Annotated in this window: 14 protein-coding genes; 6 read left to right on the top strand and 8 right to left on the bottom strand. The window is 46.8% G+C overall.

From position 1 onward, the window contains the following. Positions 1-20: 20 nt before the first annotated feature. The 3 genes from LG368_RS05150 to LG368_RS05140 form a co-directional block, all read right to left on the bottom strand. A complete protein-coding gene (locus LG368_RS05150; protein WP_226753668.1) occupies positions 21-791 on the bottom strand; it encodes an MlaA family lipoprotein in 771 nt (256 codons plus the stop codon). Between the two features lie 29 nt (positions 792-820). Further along, positions 821-4,696 carry an ATP-dependent RNA helicase HrpA gene (gene hrpA / locus LG368_RS05145; RefSeq protein ID WP_226753667.1) on the bottom strand — a complete coding sequence of 1,292 codons (3,876 nt, stop codon included), beginning with the start codon at positions 4,694-4,696 and terminating at the stop codon, positions 821-823. 111 nt (positions 4,697-4,807) lie between these two features. Further along, positions 4,808-5,056, bottom strand: coding sequence for a hypothetical protein (locus LG368_RS05140; RefSeq protein ID WP_226753666.1), 249 nt, complete (start codon positions 5,054-5,056; stop codon positions 4,808-4,810). Positions 5,057-5,315: 259 nt separating this feature from the next. Here LG368_RS05140 and aptA point away from each other — a divergent pair, with 259 nt between their 5' ends. Further along, entirely contained in the window at positions 5,316-6,653 is a 1,338-nt protein-coding gene (gene aptA, locus LG368_RS05135) for an omega-aminotransferase AptA (protein WP_226753665.1), read from the top strand. Between the two features lie 172 nt (positions 6,654-6,825). Beyond that, complete coding sequence (locus tag LG368_RS05130; RefSeq protein WP_226753664.1) at positions 6,826-7,152, top strand: hypothetical protein; 327 nt, start codon at positions 6,826-6,828, stop codon at positions 7,150-7,152. An 11-nt stretch (positions 7,153-7,163) separates the two neighbouring features. On the opposite strand, the gene LG368_RS05125 is transcribed toward LG368_RS05130, so the two are convergent. From LG368_RS05125 to LG368_RS05105, 5 genes are all read right to left on the bottom strand, one after another. After that, on the bottom strand, positions 7,164-7,421 hold the full coding sequence (locus LG368_RS05125; protein WP_226753663.1) for an RNA recognition motif domain-containing protein: 258 nt from the start codon (positions 7,419-7,421) through the stop codon (positions 7,164-7,166). 70 nt (positions 7,422-7,491) lie between these two features. Beyond that, positions 7,492-8,433 carry a nucleoside hydrolase gene (locus LG368_RS05120; RefSeq protein ID WP_226753662.1) on the bottom strand — a complete coding sequence of 314 codons (942 nt, stop codon included), beginning with the start codon at positions 8,431-8,433 and terminating at the stop codon, positions 7,492-7,494. A 27-nt stretch (positions 8,434-8,460) separates the two neighbouring features. Beyond that, positions 8,461-9,357: a ribokinase gene (locus LG368_RS05115; protein ID WP_226753661.1), complete on the bottom strand. Its 897-nt coding sequence runs from the start codon at positions 9,355-9,357 to the stop codon at positions 8,461-8,463. 134 nt (positions 9,358-9,491) lie between these two features. Further along, entirely contained in the window at positions 9,492-10,724 is a 1,233-nt protein-coding gene (locus tag LG368_RS05110) for an argininosuccinate synthase (RefSeq protein WP_226753660.1), read from the bottom strand. A 192-nt stretch (positions 10,725-10,916) separates the two neighbouring features. Beyond that, positions 10,917-11,798, bottom strand: coding sequence for a flagellar protein MotY (locus LG368_RS05105; RefSeq protein WP_226753659.1), 882 nt, complete (start codon positions 11,796-11,798; stop codon positions 10,917-10,919). 95 nt (positions 11,799-11,893) lie between these two features. On the opposite strand from LG368_RS05105, the gene rnt reads away from it, so the two are divergent. From rnt to LG368_RS05085, 4 genes are all read left to right on the top strand, one after another. Further along, entirely contained in the window at positions 11,894-12,562 is a 669-nt protein-coding gene (rnt, locus tag LG368_RS05100; RefSeq protein WP_226753658.1) for a ribonuclease T, read from the top strand. 68 nt (positions 12,563-12,630) lie between these two features. Then, positions 12,631-13,047: a YbaN family protein gene (locus LG368_RS05095; protein ID WP_226753657.1), complete on the top strand. Its 417-nt coding sequence runs from the start codon at positions 12,631-12,633 to the stop codon at positions 13,045-13,047. A 45-nt stretch (positions 13,048-13,092) separates the two neighbouring features. Further along, entirely contained in the window at positions 13,093-16,470 is a 3,378-nt protein-coding gene (locus LG368_RS05090) for a DUF748 domain-containing protein (protein ID WP_226753656.1), read from the top strand. A gap of 307 nt (positions 16,471-16,777) precedes the next feature. Then, a partial coding sequence (locus LG368_RS05085) for an RRXRR domain-containing protein (protein ID WP_226753655.1) occupies positions 16,778-16,978 on the top strand: 201 nt, incomplete at its 3' end.

The raw sequence follows: 16,978 nt of genomic DNA, 5'->3' as shown, positions 1-16,978 counted from the left end.
CAAAATAGATTAAGCCGATACTACTCCGCCCAGCTGGAGTCCTCTTCTTCCCAGCTATCGTCATACTCTCCCCAGCTGTCGTCACCAAAACTGTCGGTTTGTGTTGACGGTTCTTTTGGCACATTACCATCGTAGACCTCAAAGGCACGAGTCTGCAGGTAGACATCACGCACAAAACTGTAGCGGTCACCCACAATCATGTTCTCGGCGTTTAAATAACGAGCACGGGTCTCAACCAAATCCAGTCCAAGTAGGGCCAACTCTTCTTTGTTATCCAAATCCAGAATCTCTGTTTCATCAATGGAAATGTATTCGGCCACCAAACCAGAGCCATCACGCACCGTAGAAGGCCCAAAAAACGGCAGCACCAAATACGGCCCAGAGGAGATACCCCAATGTCCTAGGGTTTGACCAAAGTCTTCGTCGTACTCTTTAAGACCAAGTTCAGAAGCCACATCAAAAAGACCAAACCAACCCGCCGTACTGTTAATCAAAAAGCGGAACGTCGATGAGGCTGTCTGATCCCACTTACCCTGCAACAAGTTATTCGTGATGTTGCCGACTTCGCCTAAATTCGAAAAGAAATTACTGACACCTTTTTGCACGGGCGTGGGGGTGACGGCTTTATAACCTTTTGCAATGGGCTTTAAAATGGCCCCGTCAATGGTATCGTTAAAGGTAAACATAGAGCGATTAAAGCCCTCCCAAGGATCCTCTTCTGTGGCAGCGATAGAGGCGGTTGAAAACAACATCACCAGACTCACAAACCAAACGCTCAATGCCTTACTCATTTTATTTCACCTTTTTTATCATGACTTCATCAAACCAGTTTTTTCACTTCATTCCATTGTTTCGCAAGGCGCTTATCAGAAATGGGCTCTAATGTGCCAACAGATTGAGCAAACAAGGAAATACGGTACTCTTCTAACATCCAACGATATTTTGTTAACTCAGGATCATACAGCGCCTTCTCATCATGGGCCTTTTGCTGACGCGCATAGGTTTGCCATAAACCTTCTAATTGAGCAACGTAGGCGTTTTCTTTGTTTAAATGGTTTTGAAAACGCTCTAGACGCACCTCAACGCCTTTAAAGTAACGAGGCAACTGCCCCAACCAAAACAAAGGCGTTTTACCAATAAAGCCGGGGTAGATTAACTGCTCCAGCTGAAATTTAATGTCACCGTACACCCGCGTCCAAGGCAAAGGGATATTGCCCTTCATCTTTTTCGCCACCCCTTGATAGGAAGACAAAACACGATATAACTGGGTCGCCATCTCATTCGCGACACCGACTAACTCAGTCTTATGACTCACAACGCACCGCTCAAATTCTGATTTGGTCCGTGGTAACGGCCGCCCATCCAGAAACACCTTATCTAGAATCGCATTCAACAGATCTTCCAACAACACATCCTTATGACCCAAAGGGGAAAAGATCAACATGGACTCCCGTAAACGCGGTAGATTTTTCTTAAGGTAACGCACCTCTTTGCTTAAGGTTAACTTAAGCAACGTAATCACCCCTTTGCGATGGGTTTCAATGGCAGTATTTTGATCATCGAACATTTTTAGGGAAACAGATTCCCCTTCCGATTGCAGGGCGGGAAACGCCGTGACCTTAATGCCGGCTTGTTTGATCTCTTGACGTTCCGGCACACTTTGCTCAGGCCAAACCGTTAAGCCTTCTTGCTCATGTTGCTTGGTACCGAATTTGGCGAAACTCTCTTCGACTAGATCACTGAACTGAGTTTGTAACTGAGCAAGGCTTTTGCCAACACCCAATACTTTCCCTCGTTCATCAACCACTTCCAGATTCAGGGTTAAATGCGAATCCAGTTTCTCCGCATTCCACTCGTTAAGCGGAATATCAATGAGGGTTTCACGCTTGATCTGCAAGCTTAGCTGTTCCAGTAAGTCGCCTTTGTCTTTAGATAGATTTGGATAAATACGCTCAACAAAGGGAGGGATCGGCACAAAACGACGTCGTAATGCTTTTGGCAGAGCCCGCAGTAAGGCCTCACAACGCTCTTTGATAAAGCCAGGCACCGCCCAGCCAAGGTCTTCCAAACTTAACTGGCGCAACAAGCCCACCGGGACTTTTAATGTGGCCCCATCCGACTCTTTGCCTGGATCAAATTTGTAATCAATGGGCAAGGCCACACCATTCAGCCCAAAAGAATCAGGAAACGCCTGATCATCCACACTTACGTCTTGGTTAATCAGATCCTCTCGGGTCATTAACAAGGTATCAGGGGATTTTTTAACAAAGTAGTCCAAGCTTTTTTGATTTCGAACCGTGTCAGGCAAACGCGAATGATAAAAGGCAAAAACAGCCTCATCATCCACTAAGATATCACGGGTTCTCAGCTTGGCTTCTTGTGTTTCCAGCGATTCAATCAGGGCTTTATTTTTACGATAAAACGCTTGTTTGGTGCGCAACGCTCCTTCTACCAAACCAGAACGAATAAAGATCTCGCGGGCTTCTTCGGGATTCACCTGACCGTAATCAACACGCCGCTTCGCCACTATCACCAGCCCATACAAAGACACCTGTTCGCTGGCCATAATGCGCCCTTGATTACGCTCAAAGTGCGGATCAAAGTACTGGCGTTTCACGAAAGGCGCGGCGTATTCTTCGATCCATGCAGGATCAATACGCGCGGTTACTCTCGCGTATAATTTACTCGTTTCTACTAACTCCGCTGCCATTATCCACTGAGGTGGCTTTTTAAACAGCATGGAACTCGGGAAAATAGACAACTTGCGAGAGCGACAACCTAGCATCTCTTTGCTGTCTTCGATTTTATTCGCCACTTGCGTAAACAACCCCGCCAATAACGCACGATGTATGGCTTCGTAGTGGCGCTCTTCATGTTGCACCTCTTTGAAACCCAGCTGTTTACAGGCAATCATAATTTGGCGATGGATATCTCGCCATTCACGCATGCGCATGAAATTCAAAAATTGCTTGCGGCAATATTGGCGTAAATGATTTTGTGACAACGCCTGACGTTGCGCTTCGTAGCGCTCCCATAAATTTAAGAACACCGCAAAATCAGAGTCTTCATCTTTATCGACAGCATGGGCTTGATCCGACTGTGCTTTTTTATCTTGAGGACGTTCACGAGGATCAGGAATAGAAAGCGCACTGACAATAATGGCCACTTCTTTCAGCACGCTGTGTTGCTCGGCCGCAATCAGGATACGCCCTAACTTAGGATCTATCGGCAACTTAGCCAACTGGCGACCAATCGGCGTCAAACGGTCTTTTCGTAGTGCCCCTAGTTCCGTCAAAGCACGGTAACCGTCGTTGATCATGCGCTTTTCTGGCATTTCCACAAAAGGAAACTTTTCCACTGCGCCTAGTTTCAGATTAGCCATTTGAAGAATAACCGACGCCAAATTCGTACGAAAAATTTCTGGGTCGGTAAACTCAGCACGTTGTGCAAAATCTTCTTCGGCGTAAAGGCGAATACAGATACCGTCCGCCACACGACCACATCGCCCGGCGCGCTGATTCGCACTGGCTTGACTGATTTTTTCAATCGGTAACTGCTGAACTTTTGAGCGCACACTGTAACGACTGATACGCGCCAAGCCAGGGTCAATCACATAACGAATGCCCGGTACAGTTAACGAGGTTTCTGCCACGTTGGTCGACAACACAATACGACGTCCACCGTGAGACTTGAAAATACGCTGCTGTTCACTGGCACTTAACCGAGCATACAAGGGTAACACCTCTGTGGCTCTAAGCTCAGCACGACGTAATAACTCGGCAGTTTCACGAATCTCCCGCTCACCGGGCAAAAACACCAGAATATCACCGGCACCGCGGTAGCCCGACTGACGCTCTTCAGCGATAAGCAGCTCAACGGCATCGAGAATGCCTTGCTCCATACTTTGATCTTCATCGAGTTCTTCCGATTCAGATTTGCTGAGTAGAGGTTGATAACGCACTTCCACAGGATACGTTCGACCTGACACTTCGATGATGGGTGCATCGTTAAAATGTTTGGAAAAACGTTCCACATCAATGGTGGCGGAGGTCACAATGACTTTTAGATCTGGTCGTGCCGCAAGCACCTGTTTCAAATAGCCTAGCAAAAAGTCGATGTTTAAACTGCGCTCATGGGCTTCATCTATAATGATAGTATCGTATTTGTAAAGGCGTTTATCTTGTTGAATTTCAGCCAATAAAATACCGTCTGTCATCAGCTTAATCAGCGTTTCTTCGGTACTTTCATCACTGAAACGCACCTGAAACCCTACCTGTTCGCCTAACTTTACCTGCAACTCATCACTGATACGTTCTGCCACACTGCGTGCCGCGAGACGCCTTGGTTGAGTGTGGCCGATAACACCAGCGATTCCGCGACCGGCTTGCAGACACATTTTTGGTAATTGGGTGGTTTTACCCGAGCCTGTCTCACCGGCAATGATCACCACCTGGTTGTCTTGAATTGCCTGAATAATCTCATCTGCTCGTGCCGCCACAGGTAAACTTTCGTCATAAGTTACCTTAGGCAGACGTGATAAACGCGTTTGGTAGAGCGTCTCAGACTTTTTAATCAAACTGTTTAGCTCAGCTTGCGTTCGGTCAAAGGGCAAACCGTCTTTTTGACGTTTGGAGAGCTGAGCTTGCTTTTGTGCAATAAGGTGATTATCGCGGGTCATCAGTGACGGTTTTTGCATGATTTCTAAAAAAATACCTTAGGAAATAGACACTTGCTAATAAAAAGACACAAGCGGCAGAATGATCAATGTGAAAATACCCATGAAAAATTTAAGGAGTTGTCGTCTCTATTAATGTGGCTTTTTCGTGCCATAACGAACCATGTCTTTGCCGTTTTCATACACGTCTTGACTCACCCAACGACCTAAAACCAACTGTTGACTGTCGTCTAACACCGCAACAAAAGGACGACCATTAGCATTATTAGTTGCCAAGGCAACGCCAGCGACGTTATCAAGACCCAAGGCACCTGTTTCAATCAAGCGTAAAAAGGTCTCTAATTCCTCTAATGTTTCAATGATGTCTTTGTCATTTATCATGGTTTTGTCTCGTTAAATGTAAAAGCGCCAAGGATAGCAGGAATTGCCAAAAGAGGAAAAAATGAATCCCTTTCGGTCAAACAAAACAGCCAGATAAGACAACAAACCAGAGCCAATAAAGTTAACTAAAAAGCAACCTATAATTAAATAGCCCAGTATTTATTAAACCTTCTCTCCTCGGCATTCTGTTTCTATTGCGTTTGTTGCTGACCTAAACCTAACTGCCCACTATTTATTACGTGCCCTGAGAGAGGATGCCATGAGTCATATTGCTAAATCCCGCTTAACCCAAGCCCAACTTGATGCCCACTGGATGGCCTACTCAGGTAATCGCCAGTTTAAAAAAGACCCGCGGATCATCACTGCCGCCTCTGGCAAATATTACACCGACCTAGACGGTCGAAAAATTTTCGACGGCTTATCGGGCTTATGGACATGTGGTTTAGGACACAGTGTTCCTGCGATTAATGAAGCCGTCGCAGAGCAAGTTAAAACCCTCGACTATTCCCCTGCTTTTCAATATGGCCATGAAAAATCGTTTCTGCTGGCAGAACAAATTACAGAATTCATGCCAGAGGGCTTAAATCGCATTTTTTTTACGGGTTCAGGCTCTGAATCTGTCGACACCGCCCTAAAAATCGCTCGCGCTTACTGGCGTAAAAAAGGCATGGGCACCAAAACCAAATTCATCGGTCGTGCTAAAGGCTACCACGGCTCCAGTATTTCGGGCTTCAGTGTTGGCGGCATTCCTGCTAACCGAACTCTATACGGTCAAGGGCTAGAATCGTATCACTTACCTCACACTCAAGCGCCTGGCACCGAATTTACCAAAGGCATGGCAGAGCAAGGAAAAGAACGCGCCGATGACTTGTTAAACTTAATTATGATGCATGACGCTTCAAACATTGCCGCTGTTATTGTTGAACCTATGTCGGGCTCTGCGGGTGTTATCGTGCCTCCACAGGGCTATTTGCAGCGTCTCAGGGAGATTTGTGACCAACACAATATTCTGCTCATTTTTGATGAGGTTATTACGGCGTTTGGTCGCATGGGCGCCAAAACAGGCGCGGAAGCCTTCGGTGTCACGCCCGACATTATGACCACAGCGAAACAAGTCACCAATGGCGTTATTCCTATGGGGGCTGTGGCGTTTAAACAAGAGATTTACGACACCTTTATGGAACACGGTGGACCGGATTACCTTTTAGAAGCCCCTCATGGCTACACCTATTCCGCACATCCAATTGCCTGTGCTGCAGGTTTGGCGTCTTTGGGGGAAATAAAACGACAAGGACTTATTGAACGAGTCAACAACATGAGTGCGGCGTGGGGAGACAGCGTCCACCAGCTAAAAGAAGCAGACAGTATGGTCACGGACATTCGTAACTTTGGTTTTGCCGCAGGGATCAGCATTGCACCGATTGATGGCGAACCCGCAAAACGGCCATTTCAGATCGCCATGGCCATGTGGGACAAAGGTTACTATGTGCGTTATGGAGCCGATACTATTCAACTGGCACCGCCCTTTACCACTGAGCCAGCTGAAATTGACAGCTTGATTAACGCGTTGGGCGAGGCCATCAAGCAAACAGAATAAGCGCTCAAACACATAAACTACGCCCTTGTTTCCGACTTAATGTCTCACAGGGTGTTGGCTTTATGAGCCACACCTTGTGAGACATTAAGTACAGCGCTAAACTTGCATTCAACCGCGTATCCTTGCAAAATCTGGCCTCTACTTAGATTTTCACTTCTAAAGGATCGTATTCGTGCTGAATTCACATGTTCCCTACGTTCGCTGTTTTTGGACAGGTTCCCTGTATCTTACCAATGGTGTGGTGATGCCGATCCATTGCACACACATTTCAACCAAGATGCTCGAAGTAGAAGCGGCCGCAGGGTTGCAAGGATCTAAGATGGTCAAAATTGAACTGAACGCCATCCATGAAGGCAAAACAGCGCTCATTAAAGCCTTATGTGATCCAACGTTAGACGTTTTTAATGAGCACAACAAACATTACATCAAACTCAATTACCATACGATTTCAGACAAGGATGTGGCGTTTATCAACACCTTTGTTGAGGCACATAAGTAGCGTACTTAAGATTAGGCTTCTGGGCTTGCCGTGTCTTCCGCTTTTTTCACACGCACTTTGGCGCCGTCGATTTCCTGACCATTCAATGCTTTGATTGCCGCCTTGGCGTCACCCACTTTTGGCATTTCAACAAAGGCAAAACCTTTTGATTCGCCAGTTTCCTTGTCCATCACCAAATTACAAGACTGTAGAGTACCGTGGGCAGCAAACAATGCCTTCAATTCTTCTTCGGTGGTGTTGCGGGCTAAATTTCTCACTAATAATTTCATACTGATCTCTTTATCAATAAAAAAGGCATGGAAAATCATGCCTTTGTCTCGGTGGAGGCATTCTAACGACTTAGGACAGGGTTGTCTCAAACAAGCTCAATAATTTTTCGCTGTTCACTTCCATACACACCTGCGTCATGGGCACATCGTTCCAATGAGGCTCTGGAAATGTCATCCCCTGAGGCGCAAAGATCGTCTGACCAATGCCAATGCCTTCGCACGCGACACGCACCGCACCCAGTTCAACACCAAAAATACTAGGGTCCATAACATAAGCAATCGTTGACGCATCGTGGAAATAACAGCCATTCATATCAAATCGACTGCTGTAGAAGTCAATGTAATACTGTGCGCAATCAAACAAGAAACCACCCTCTTCAGGGTTAGCTTGTCTAATGCGTCCGAGAATATCATTGTCCAACAGCACTTGATGAGTCACATCAAGTCCGATCATGGTCACCTGCCAAGGCGCGGTAAACACCTTATCCGCTGCATGAGGGTCGTTCATAATGTTGGCTTCAGCAACGGGTGAGACGTTACCGTATTCAATTGCGGTTCCCCCCATGAGCACCACTTCGTCGACGAGATTCGCGACCTCAGGATCAAGCTCCAATGCTTTTGCCAGATTGCCTAGAGGCCCAAGCGCAATAAGAGTGACTTCACCGGGAAATTCACGCACCGTATCAACGATAAACTGAGCGGCGCTTTTCTCTATGGCCTTACCTTGAGGGGCTGGCAAATCGATATTGCCAAAACCATCTTTACCGTGCACAAAGTCAGGGTGCGGACGCGGTGCAATCTGGCTGGGTATCGCCACCCCTTTGGCAACAGGAACAGTGACCTTAGCAATCTCTGTTAATTTAATGGCATTTTGTGTCGCTAACTCAACGGACACATTACCAAAGGTGGTCGTTAACCCAAGCACCTCCAGTTGTGGTGCTTGAAAGGCGAATAAAATCGCCATCGCATCGTCAATGCCGGGATCGGTATCAATAATAATCTTACGAGCCATAGAATATTCCTTTTAAAACTGCCTGTTTTACTGAGTATTGTTCGCTAAAAATTCGGTCACTTCGTGTTGCGTAGGGATAGCTGAGGCAGCACCCAGGCGAGTAACACAAATGGCCGATGCCGCACAGGCACGCGTCATGGCTTGCGTCATGTCTTCCCCCTTCATCAATGCAGACAGGCAAAAGCCAATAAAAGTATCTCCGGCACCGGTTGTGTCCACCGCGTCGACCGAAAAAGCCTTCACAGACACCACCTCCTCCCCATAAAAGTAGTACACGCCTGCTTTGCCCAGCGTCATAATCACCGCTAAATCAGGGTACTTTTTTGGAAATTCGGCAAGGGTCGTTTCAATGTCCGTGGTGCCAATCAGGTCCATGGCTTCCACTTCATTCACGATTAACAAGTCAACCAAGCCCAGTACCTTTTGAGTCAAAGTTGCATCCATAGGGGCCGGATTAAACGCCACTTTCACCCCTAAAGACTGCGCCTTTCTCATGGTGTACTCAATTAAATTGGTCTCGTTTTGCAGCAACACCCAGTCGCCTGATTGTGCTTGAGACAACACCTCATCAACTTGTAATTCCGTTAATTGATGATTGGCACCTTGATACAAAATAATCGAGTTTTCTGCCTGTTTCGTCAGCTGAATGATCGCATGACCTGTCGCCACGTCCGAAAAAGCCACTAATGACGTGTCAACGCCCAACGCTTGCAGTTGATCCAACACCGCTTGATTGCTCGGGTGAATCGCGCCCACATGCTTGACCTCGGCCCCCGCTTTCGCTAATGCAACCGATTGATTCGCCCCCTTGCCACCGAGCAAACATTGATAACTGTCTGACGCCATGGTCTCACCAGGACGAACAAAGTGGTCAAGCTGGTACACATGATCGAGGTTTATCGAGCCAACATTATAAATTGTCATCAGTCTTTTCCTTCACAATCAGCGTATTCGCTAAAAACACAAAATAGCTGACCAAATGTACAAAAATAAAAAACGCCTCCATTCTGCAAGAATGAGGCGCTTTTTGAAAGGCTATTATTAAACGTTAAAACGACTTATTTGTCGTTATCAAGAAAACCACGGCCTTTTTGTGCAGCGATGCGCATGCGTAGAGCATTTAGCTTAATGAAGCCCGCCGCATCTTTCTGATCGTATGCACCAGCATCGTCTTCAAACGTTGCAATAGAGCTGTCAAACAGGCTATTTTCAGACTGACGACCCACCACTTCTACATTGCCTTTATACAGTTTAAGACGAACCGTACCGTTCACATAGGTCTGCGATGTGTCGATCAAGGCTTGCATCATACGACGCTCTTCTGACCACCAGAAGCCGTTGTAAATGATTTTTGCGTAACGTGGCATCATTTCGTCTTTCAAATGCGCTGCTTCGCGGTCAAGTGTGATTGACTCGATAGCACGGTGCGCTTTCATCATGATGGTGCCACCCGGTGTTTCATAACAACCACGCGCCTTCATACCAACGAAACGGTTTTCAACGATGTCCACACGACCAATGCCGTTGGCACCACCGATTTTGTTTAAGGTTTCTAGCATGGTGGCTGGAGACAGTGCTTCGCCATTCAAAGAAACTGGGTCGCCTTTTTCGTAACCGATTTCGATATACGTTGGCTCATTTGGTGCTTCTTCAGGTGATACGGACCAACGCCACATATCCGCTTCTGCTTCCGTCCAAGGATCTTCAAGCTGATCCCCTTCATAAGAAATGTGCAGTAGGTTGGCGTCCATAGAGTACGGTGATTTTTTCTTCTTCGTTGAGAAATCAACCGGAATCTTATGCTCTTCACAGTATGCCATTAGGGTTTCACGAGACGTCAAGTCCCACTCACGCCATGGAGCAATCACTTTAACGCCTGGCTTAAGTGCGTATGCACCCAACTCAAAACGTACTTGGTCGTTACCTTTACCGGTCGCACCGTGAGAAATGGCATCAGCGCCGGTCTCATTAGCGATTTCAATCAAGCGTTTTGCGATCAAAGGACGCGCGATAGATGTACCTAAAAGGTACTCACCTTCGTAAATGGTGTTAGCACGGAACATTGGGAAAACGAAATCGCGGACAAACTCTTCGCGCAGATCTTCGATAAAGATTTCCTTAATACCCAACGCTTGAGCTTTGGCGCGAGCTGGTTCAACCTCTTCACCCTGACCCAAATCAGCGGTAAACGTCACCACCTCACAGTTATACTCTTCTTGAAGCCACTTCACGATTACTGAAGTATCCAGGCCGCCAGAATAGGCAAGCACTACCTTCTTCACGTCAGACATTATTTCTATTCTCCTCAACGGGTAAGCGCTCCCATAATCCGTAAAACGGCGGCGCCAATAATTAAAAACAGGGGATTAAGTGTAAGATCTCGATTCTTGCTTAGCAAGCGAAAAGCCCTCTTTCAGCGAGATAAATCCGCGAAACAAGGCAAATACAAACGCTGCGAACACCTTAGAGTGACACACTATCAGTTAAGAGTTTTTTTCCAGTCGAATAGTCACCCGTCGATTTCGTTCTCGACCGTCTGCAGTGTTATTGGTCGTGGATGGATAACGCTCACCATGATAACGAGAAATGATTTTTTCCGCTGGAACGCCCTTGTCTAATAAGTAGCTGGTGACTTTTTCTGCCCGTATTTTTGACAGCTCTCGATTATCTCGACGGGAGCCAATCACATCCGTATGACCGTCAATATAAATGTACCCTACACTCGGATCTGACGACACGTACAGGGCCACCAAATCTAAGCGCGCTCGAATACGATCGGTCAACTCGACGCCATTGGTAGTAAACAGCGCCGCCGTACGGGCAATTTGATCGTAATTCACGGGCAATAACGTCGATAAACAACGGCGAAACTCATTGTAAGCGGGGGCAAAATTGATGTTGGATAAACTGACTTCCACTGTTTCACGACTGTTTTCCCATGCCGTGCCCGCCACTACCGGATGACGGCCTCGATCTAAGCTAGTCAACATACGCTCGGCGACTTTACCACCCACCTCAACCGTTAAGCCATAACCTGGGTAAGGAAGAATTTCCAACGTCTCGGGGCGCAGACCTGGCGACCAGTCGGGTGCTTGGGAGATGATATAAACTTGACCCGGCCCAAGCTTTTCATTCTGTGGTTGCAGAACAAACTTCATCGGCTCACCAGCTTCTTTAATAAAATGTCCTTCACCATAATGGGGCACCGGATGAGTCAAGCTGCATGAAAAAATATCGCCGGATAACAACCATTCAGAATCAGCAATACCAGACTGATAATGCGTCATACCATGAGCCTGAACAAAGGGCACACAAGACGACAATAAAAAGACCGTACGAATTAAAAGTTGTTGGGTAATTCCCATTTAGACATCTCGTTCAAGCATTATCAAATGTGTTATGATTTCGCCTTATTATACACCGTCACTGTTGTTTTAACGGCAGAATTAAGGACCTTCTTTTGTCAAACCATGAAATCAAAGACCGATTCCGCGGCTTTCTTCCTATTGTTATCGACGTCGAAACCGCAGGCTTTAATCAAAAAACCGACGCCTTACTGGAAATGGCCGCCAGCATTCTTCGCGTAGATGAAAACGGCGACTTCTACATCTATGAAACATTAGAGTTTTTAATCAAGCCATTTGAAGGTGCAAACCTTGAAAAATCGGCTTTGGACTTTACCGGTATCGACCCATTTGACCCAAACAGACAAGACATTCCTGAAAGCGACGCGCTTACCCAGCTCTTTACCAAGGTGCGCAAAGAATTAAAATCTGTCGGTTGCAAACGCGCCATTTTAGTGGGTCACAATGCCGCTTTTGACCATGGTTTCTTAAACGCTGCCATTGAACGTGCCGACATTAAACGCAACCCTTTCCACCCCTTTTCAAGCTTTGATACCGCCAGCTTAGCGGGTTTGGTATTTGGCCAGACTGTACTGGCCAAAGCCTGCGAAGCGGCATCTATTCCGTTTAGTAACGCCGAAGCCCATTCTGCGAAATACGACACCGAAAAAACTGCTGAGCTGTTTTGTGAAATGGTCAATCGCTGGAAACGCTTAGGCGGCTGGCCATTGATTGCCGATGAGACCGAAGACAGTATGGATGCAATTTTTCATTCAGGACAGTAACACCTTAACCACATTCGCGTGCTATTCTCATGCCATCACGCGAATGTTTTATATGACACGGGCAACTTATGAACGGAAAGCGAATATTTTATTTACTCTTAGGATGGCTTTCCTTAATTACGGGCGTCATTGGCATTTTTCTGCCTTTGTTACCCACCACGCCCTTGGTCTTGCTAGCAGCTTGGTGCTTTTCAAAATCATCAGAACGTTTTCACGCATGGCTGTTGGCCCATAAGTTTTTTGGCCCCATTGTCATGGACTGGCAGTCCTCCGATGGCATCCCTCGTAAATCCCGCAATCGCGCCATTATTTTCATGTGGGCAGGCATGGCCATCTCCATCTTTTTAGTTCATCGTTTTTGGGCAACTGTTGGCTTAGTCATCATTGGCTTATGCGTCAGCACCTATTTAATGCGGATGCCATTACGTTCAGAAAACCTTGCTTCCGACACACGATTAGCCAATGATTCATCATCAAAAGAGTAAAGACACTCATTTGTATTTGCACGTCCATCACTTAAAAGGCTTTTTATGATAACGCGCCGTCACTTTCGTCATTTTGTTTTTTACCCTTTATCTGCCGTCACCGGACTCGTCACCCTCACTTGGTTTGTCACGCCCTTTGTTGCCAAACACGTTTTAACCTCGTATTTTGAAGAACAAAACCAAACCCTTACCATCGACACCTTATCCGTCGACTTCTTTCCGCCCAGAGTCGATGTCCGCGACGTTATCGTGACCAAGGCAGGCAACGAGACCTTTACGCTGGAACAGGCTTTATTTAAAGTAGAACTCTGGCCACTTTTTACCAAAACAGTGCGTATTTCTGAAGCCAATATCAAAGGACTCACGCTGGACGTTACTCAACAGGAAAACGACTGGATAGTAGCAGGCATCAACACCGCTCAGTACAATACAGATGCAACGGCAGAAGTCGAAGAAGAGACAGGAAATGACGCCTCAGACAGCGCACCATGGACAGTCCAACTACCAGCATTTTCCTTTACTAATAGCCAAGTCAACTTATCACGGCAGCCTGACTTAACCGCAGCTGCGCAACAGGATACCCTCATTCTGTCTGAGTTACGCCTAACGGATATCAAGGGGCAAGCGCTTGACTGGCAAGGTGATGTAGCCCTCTCCTTGATGGTCAATAACACCACGTTCGCCCTAAACAGTACTTTTGGTTATTCCCCTGAGCAAAGCCAAGCCAACATCAGAGTAAAAGACACTCGTCTTTTACTCAGTGATTTTGCGCACTTTATTCCCGCGCCTTTTAACCAAAGCCAAGGGGAAGTGGATCTCGCTGTTGATGTCGATGTTTTACTGGATCAATCTGGCGATGTCCCCACCTTTGAGGCCAAAAACCTCACTGTTGACACACACATCCGCAACCTGGATCTAACAATCGCCTCAAATGAGCAAGTCACCACCAAAGCCACTCACTTATCATTGGCTGTGCCGTCGGTTATTTTTGCGTCTGAACATGACCTCACCACCCACGGCACACTGGCCATTCAGTCCGACCTCACCGCCCTATCGCTTGGTGAGCAAAAAGCACACTTTGAAACCTTGTCTTTTGATGCACCGTTTCGCCTTAAACGCTCAGCAGGCGAAACATCCGCAGAAGCCACGCTGGATTTAAGCTCAACACAATTTGCCTTTACACAAGCTGACCAGAACCTTGAGTACGGCTCTTTGAGCCTAAAAGCCCCTGTCACCGTTGAGCAAAACGATACCGTACTCAGCGCCATCGGGGATCTGGCATTACAGATACAACAGGTTGCAGTTCGTCAGGCCGATCAACAGGCAACATTTGACGACATCAGTATAGGCGCACCGTTTGATGTGCAACAAAACCAATCGGAAGAAACACTCGCGGCTTCAGGACAACTCGATTTTTCATTGAAAAAGACCCGACTACAACAAGCCGACCAGGACGTTTCTTTTGGTTCAATGACGCTCAACAGTCCATTTAATGCCACACAGGACGATTCACGATGGACGGCTCAAATTGATAACACGCATTTTGATATCCACGACCTTGCCCTTTCGATGGAAGGGTTATCCGTTAAAAACGCCTTCACCGAAATCGATTTAAGTGCGCTAGACATGACCATGGCGGAATCACAAGATCTGACATTGGCGGTGACAACCCAGTTAAACAGTCAAAACCTTGAAGTGACACAAGCCAATAATACCGCTCGATACACTACCTTTTCGCTTGCTAACACGCTGTCTGCGCAAAAAGCAGGCGAGACAATGTTTCTCGACAACACGGCTTTCGAGATTCAAATAGAGAACCTGTACGCTGACCAAAACCAGCAAGAGCGTGCTTCTCTAGCGTTTGTAGAACTGACCGGAGATCGTCTAACCGTTGATATTCAAGGCGAACAAGCGCCGGCCATTCAAGGCAAAAAACTGAACTTCGCCAGCCAAGGGCTGGATACCTTTTTGACCGCAGAAAAGCGCGTTGCGTCTTGGGCGTCTGCCGGCGTATCTGATGTGACCTTTGCTCAGCAAGACAGCCACTTTGATGTCACCCTAGGCGCATTAGCGATCCGTGATCTTGTGGTTTCTGAGTCACTGGTTGCTTCTGAGTCAAAAGAAAGCCTGCCGCCATTAGCCACCGTTGGTAATATTTCGGTGTCAGGCGTCACAGCCGATCAAGAAGGTGCTGAGATCAAACAGGTGACCATCGATTCTTTTGATATTCAGGCGCTAATCAACGAACAAAAACAACTGGAAAATTTGGTTTTCGTCTCTTCCGAAGCACCGGTTTCAGAAGACATCTCTTCAGAGCAAACAACCTCAGAAGAGCACGTTGCAAAGGAACAAGACACAGAAGAAACCGCCACAACAGAGCAAGACTCTGCAATTTCAACGCCTTACTACATAATACTGGATGCCTATGACACCACTGGGGCATCTAAGGTGGCTCTACAAGATCGTAGCATCCGGCCGATCCTGCAACGTTCGGTGGAAATTGATACCTTGTCAGTACGTAATCTCAACACCAAAGATAAAGAGCAGGCGACCGTTGTCGCGTTTCAGGCGCGCAATGACAAATACGCCACGCTCAATGGCGATTTGACCCTTTGGCCATTGGCCGACAGATTGACACTCGACAGCGAATTTGCGATTCGTGAAGCCGAGCTGCCACCCTTCTCTTCTTATATTTCCAGTGTGCTGGGCTATCAAATCGACTCGGGACAACTTGATCTTGATTTGAAGCTTAAGGCAGAAGATGGTGTGTTAAACGGTAACTCAAACATTGTGTTGAGAGAGTTCGAATTGGGGGGGCGTAAAGAGAGCAGTTCTGTTATCAAAGCTGGCGCGGTTCCTCTGAATATTGCGGTGGGCATTTTAAAAGACAGCAACAATGTGATTGATTTAGACATCCCCTTTTCTGGTGACATCGATAACCCAGAGTTTGGTTGGCGAGACTTTTTGCTTTTGCCTGTACGTAAAGCCCTTTATTCCGCCTCAAGCAGCTACTTGATGCAAACCTTTATCCCTTACGCCAATGTAATTACCATTGCGCAGTTTGCTGGCGATCAGTTGTTAAAGATTCGCGTTGAACCGCTGATTTTTGATCCTGAAAGCGTAACACTAGGCGAAGCACAATCGCCTTTTATTGAGCAACTCAGTGCTTTGATGAAGGACAAAAAGGACAGCCAGTTAAAAGCCTGTGGCATTACCAGTTATCGAGATTTAGGCTTTGAAACACCGCCTAAAGAAGTGGACGCGGACACCTTAGAACGCGGTAAAGCCATGGCTTTATTGCGCGCCAATGCGCTGAAAGAATACTTGGTAAACCATGATATTCCTTCATCACGCGTGTTTGTTTGCTCGCCAGAAGTAGATTTGAGTAAAAATAGCCAGCCACGTATTGAGTTAAATTTTTAATACAGGCAAGCAGAAGTGCTGTTATTTGAGATATACGGTCAATTACGCCGCCCCTAAAGGAGCGGGCTTGTAAAAGCCAAGTTGACCAGATCACTCACTGAGGATCTTATGTGAGTAGACGATAGTTTGGAGATAGACACCCTCGGATGCCACCTCAGTCCGTTGCTCTGTCGAGGCACTGTAAACAGGCTTAAAGCGTTATAGCCAGTCAACCTCACCTAAAGCCTTACTATCTGATCGAGAGGAAGTCGGATTCTGCCTGTGCCTCAAGCAGACAGATACGCATAACTCGAAGGAGAAACACGTTATGTTCGTGTTTGTACTAAATAAGAGTGGTAAACCACTCATGCCATGCAAGCCGCAAAAAGCAAGGTCTTTGCTGAAACGTGGCAATGCAAAGGTGGTTAAACGGACGCCCTTTACCATTAAGTTTCTGGGTGGAAGCTCCGGCTATAAGCAAAAGCTGACTGCTGGTATGGACACAGGCAGTAAAATGATCGGTTGTGCG

Source organism: Marinomonas algarum (genome assembly GCF_020532605.1).
In the GTDB taxonomy this organism is placed as follows: Bacteria; Pseudomonadota; Gammaproteobacteria; order Pseudomonadales; family Marinomonadaceae; genus Marinomonas; species Marinomonas algarum.
Note: the sequence above shows the minus strand (reverse complement) of the source record. Positions and strands in the feature narration are given on the sequence as shown.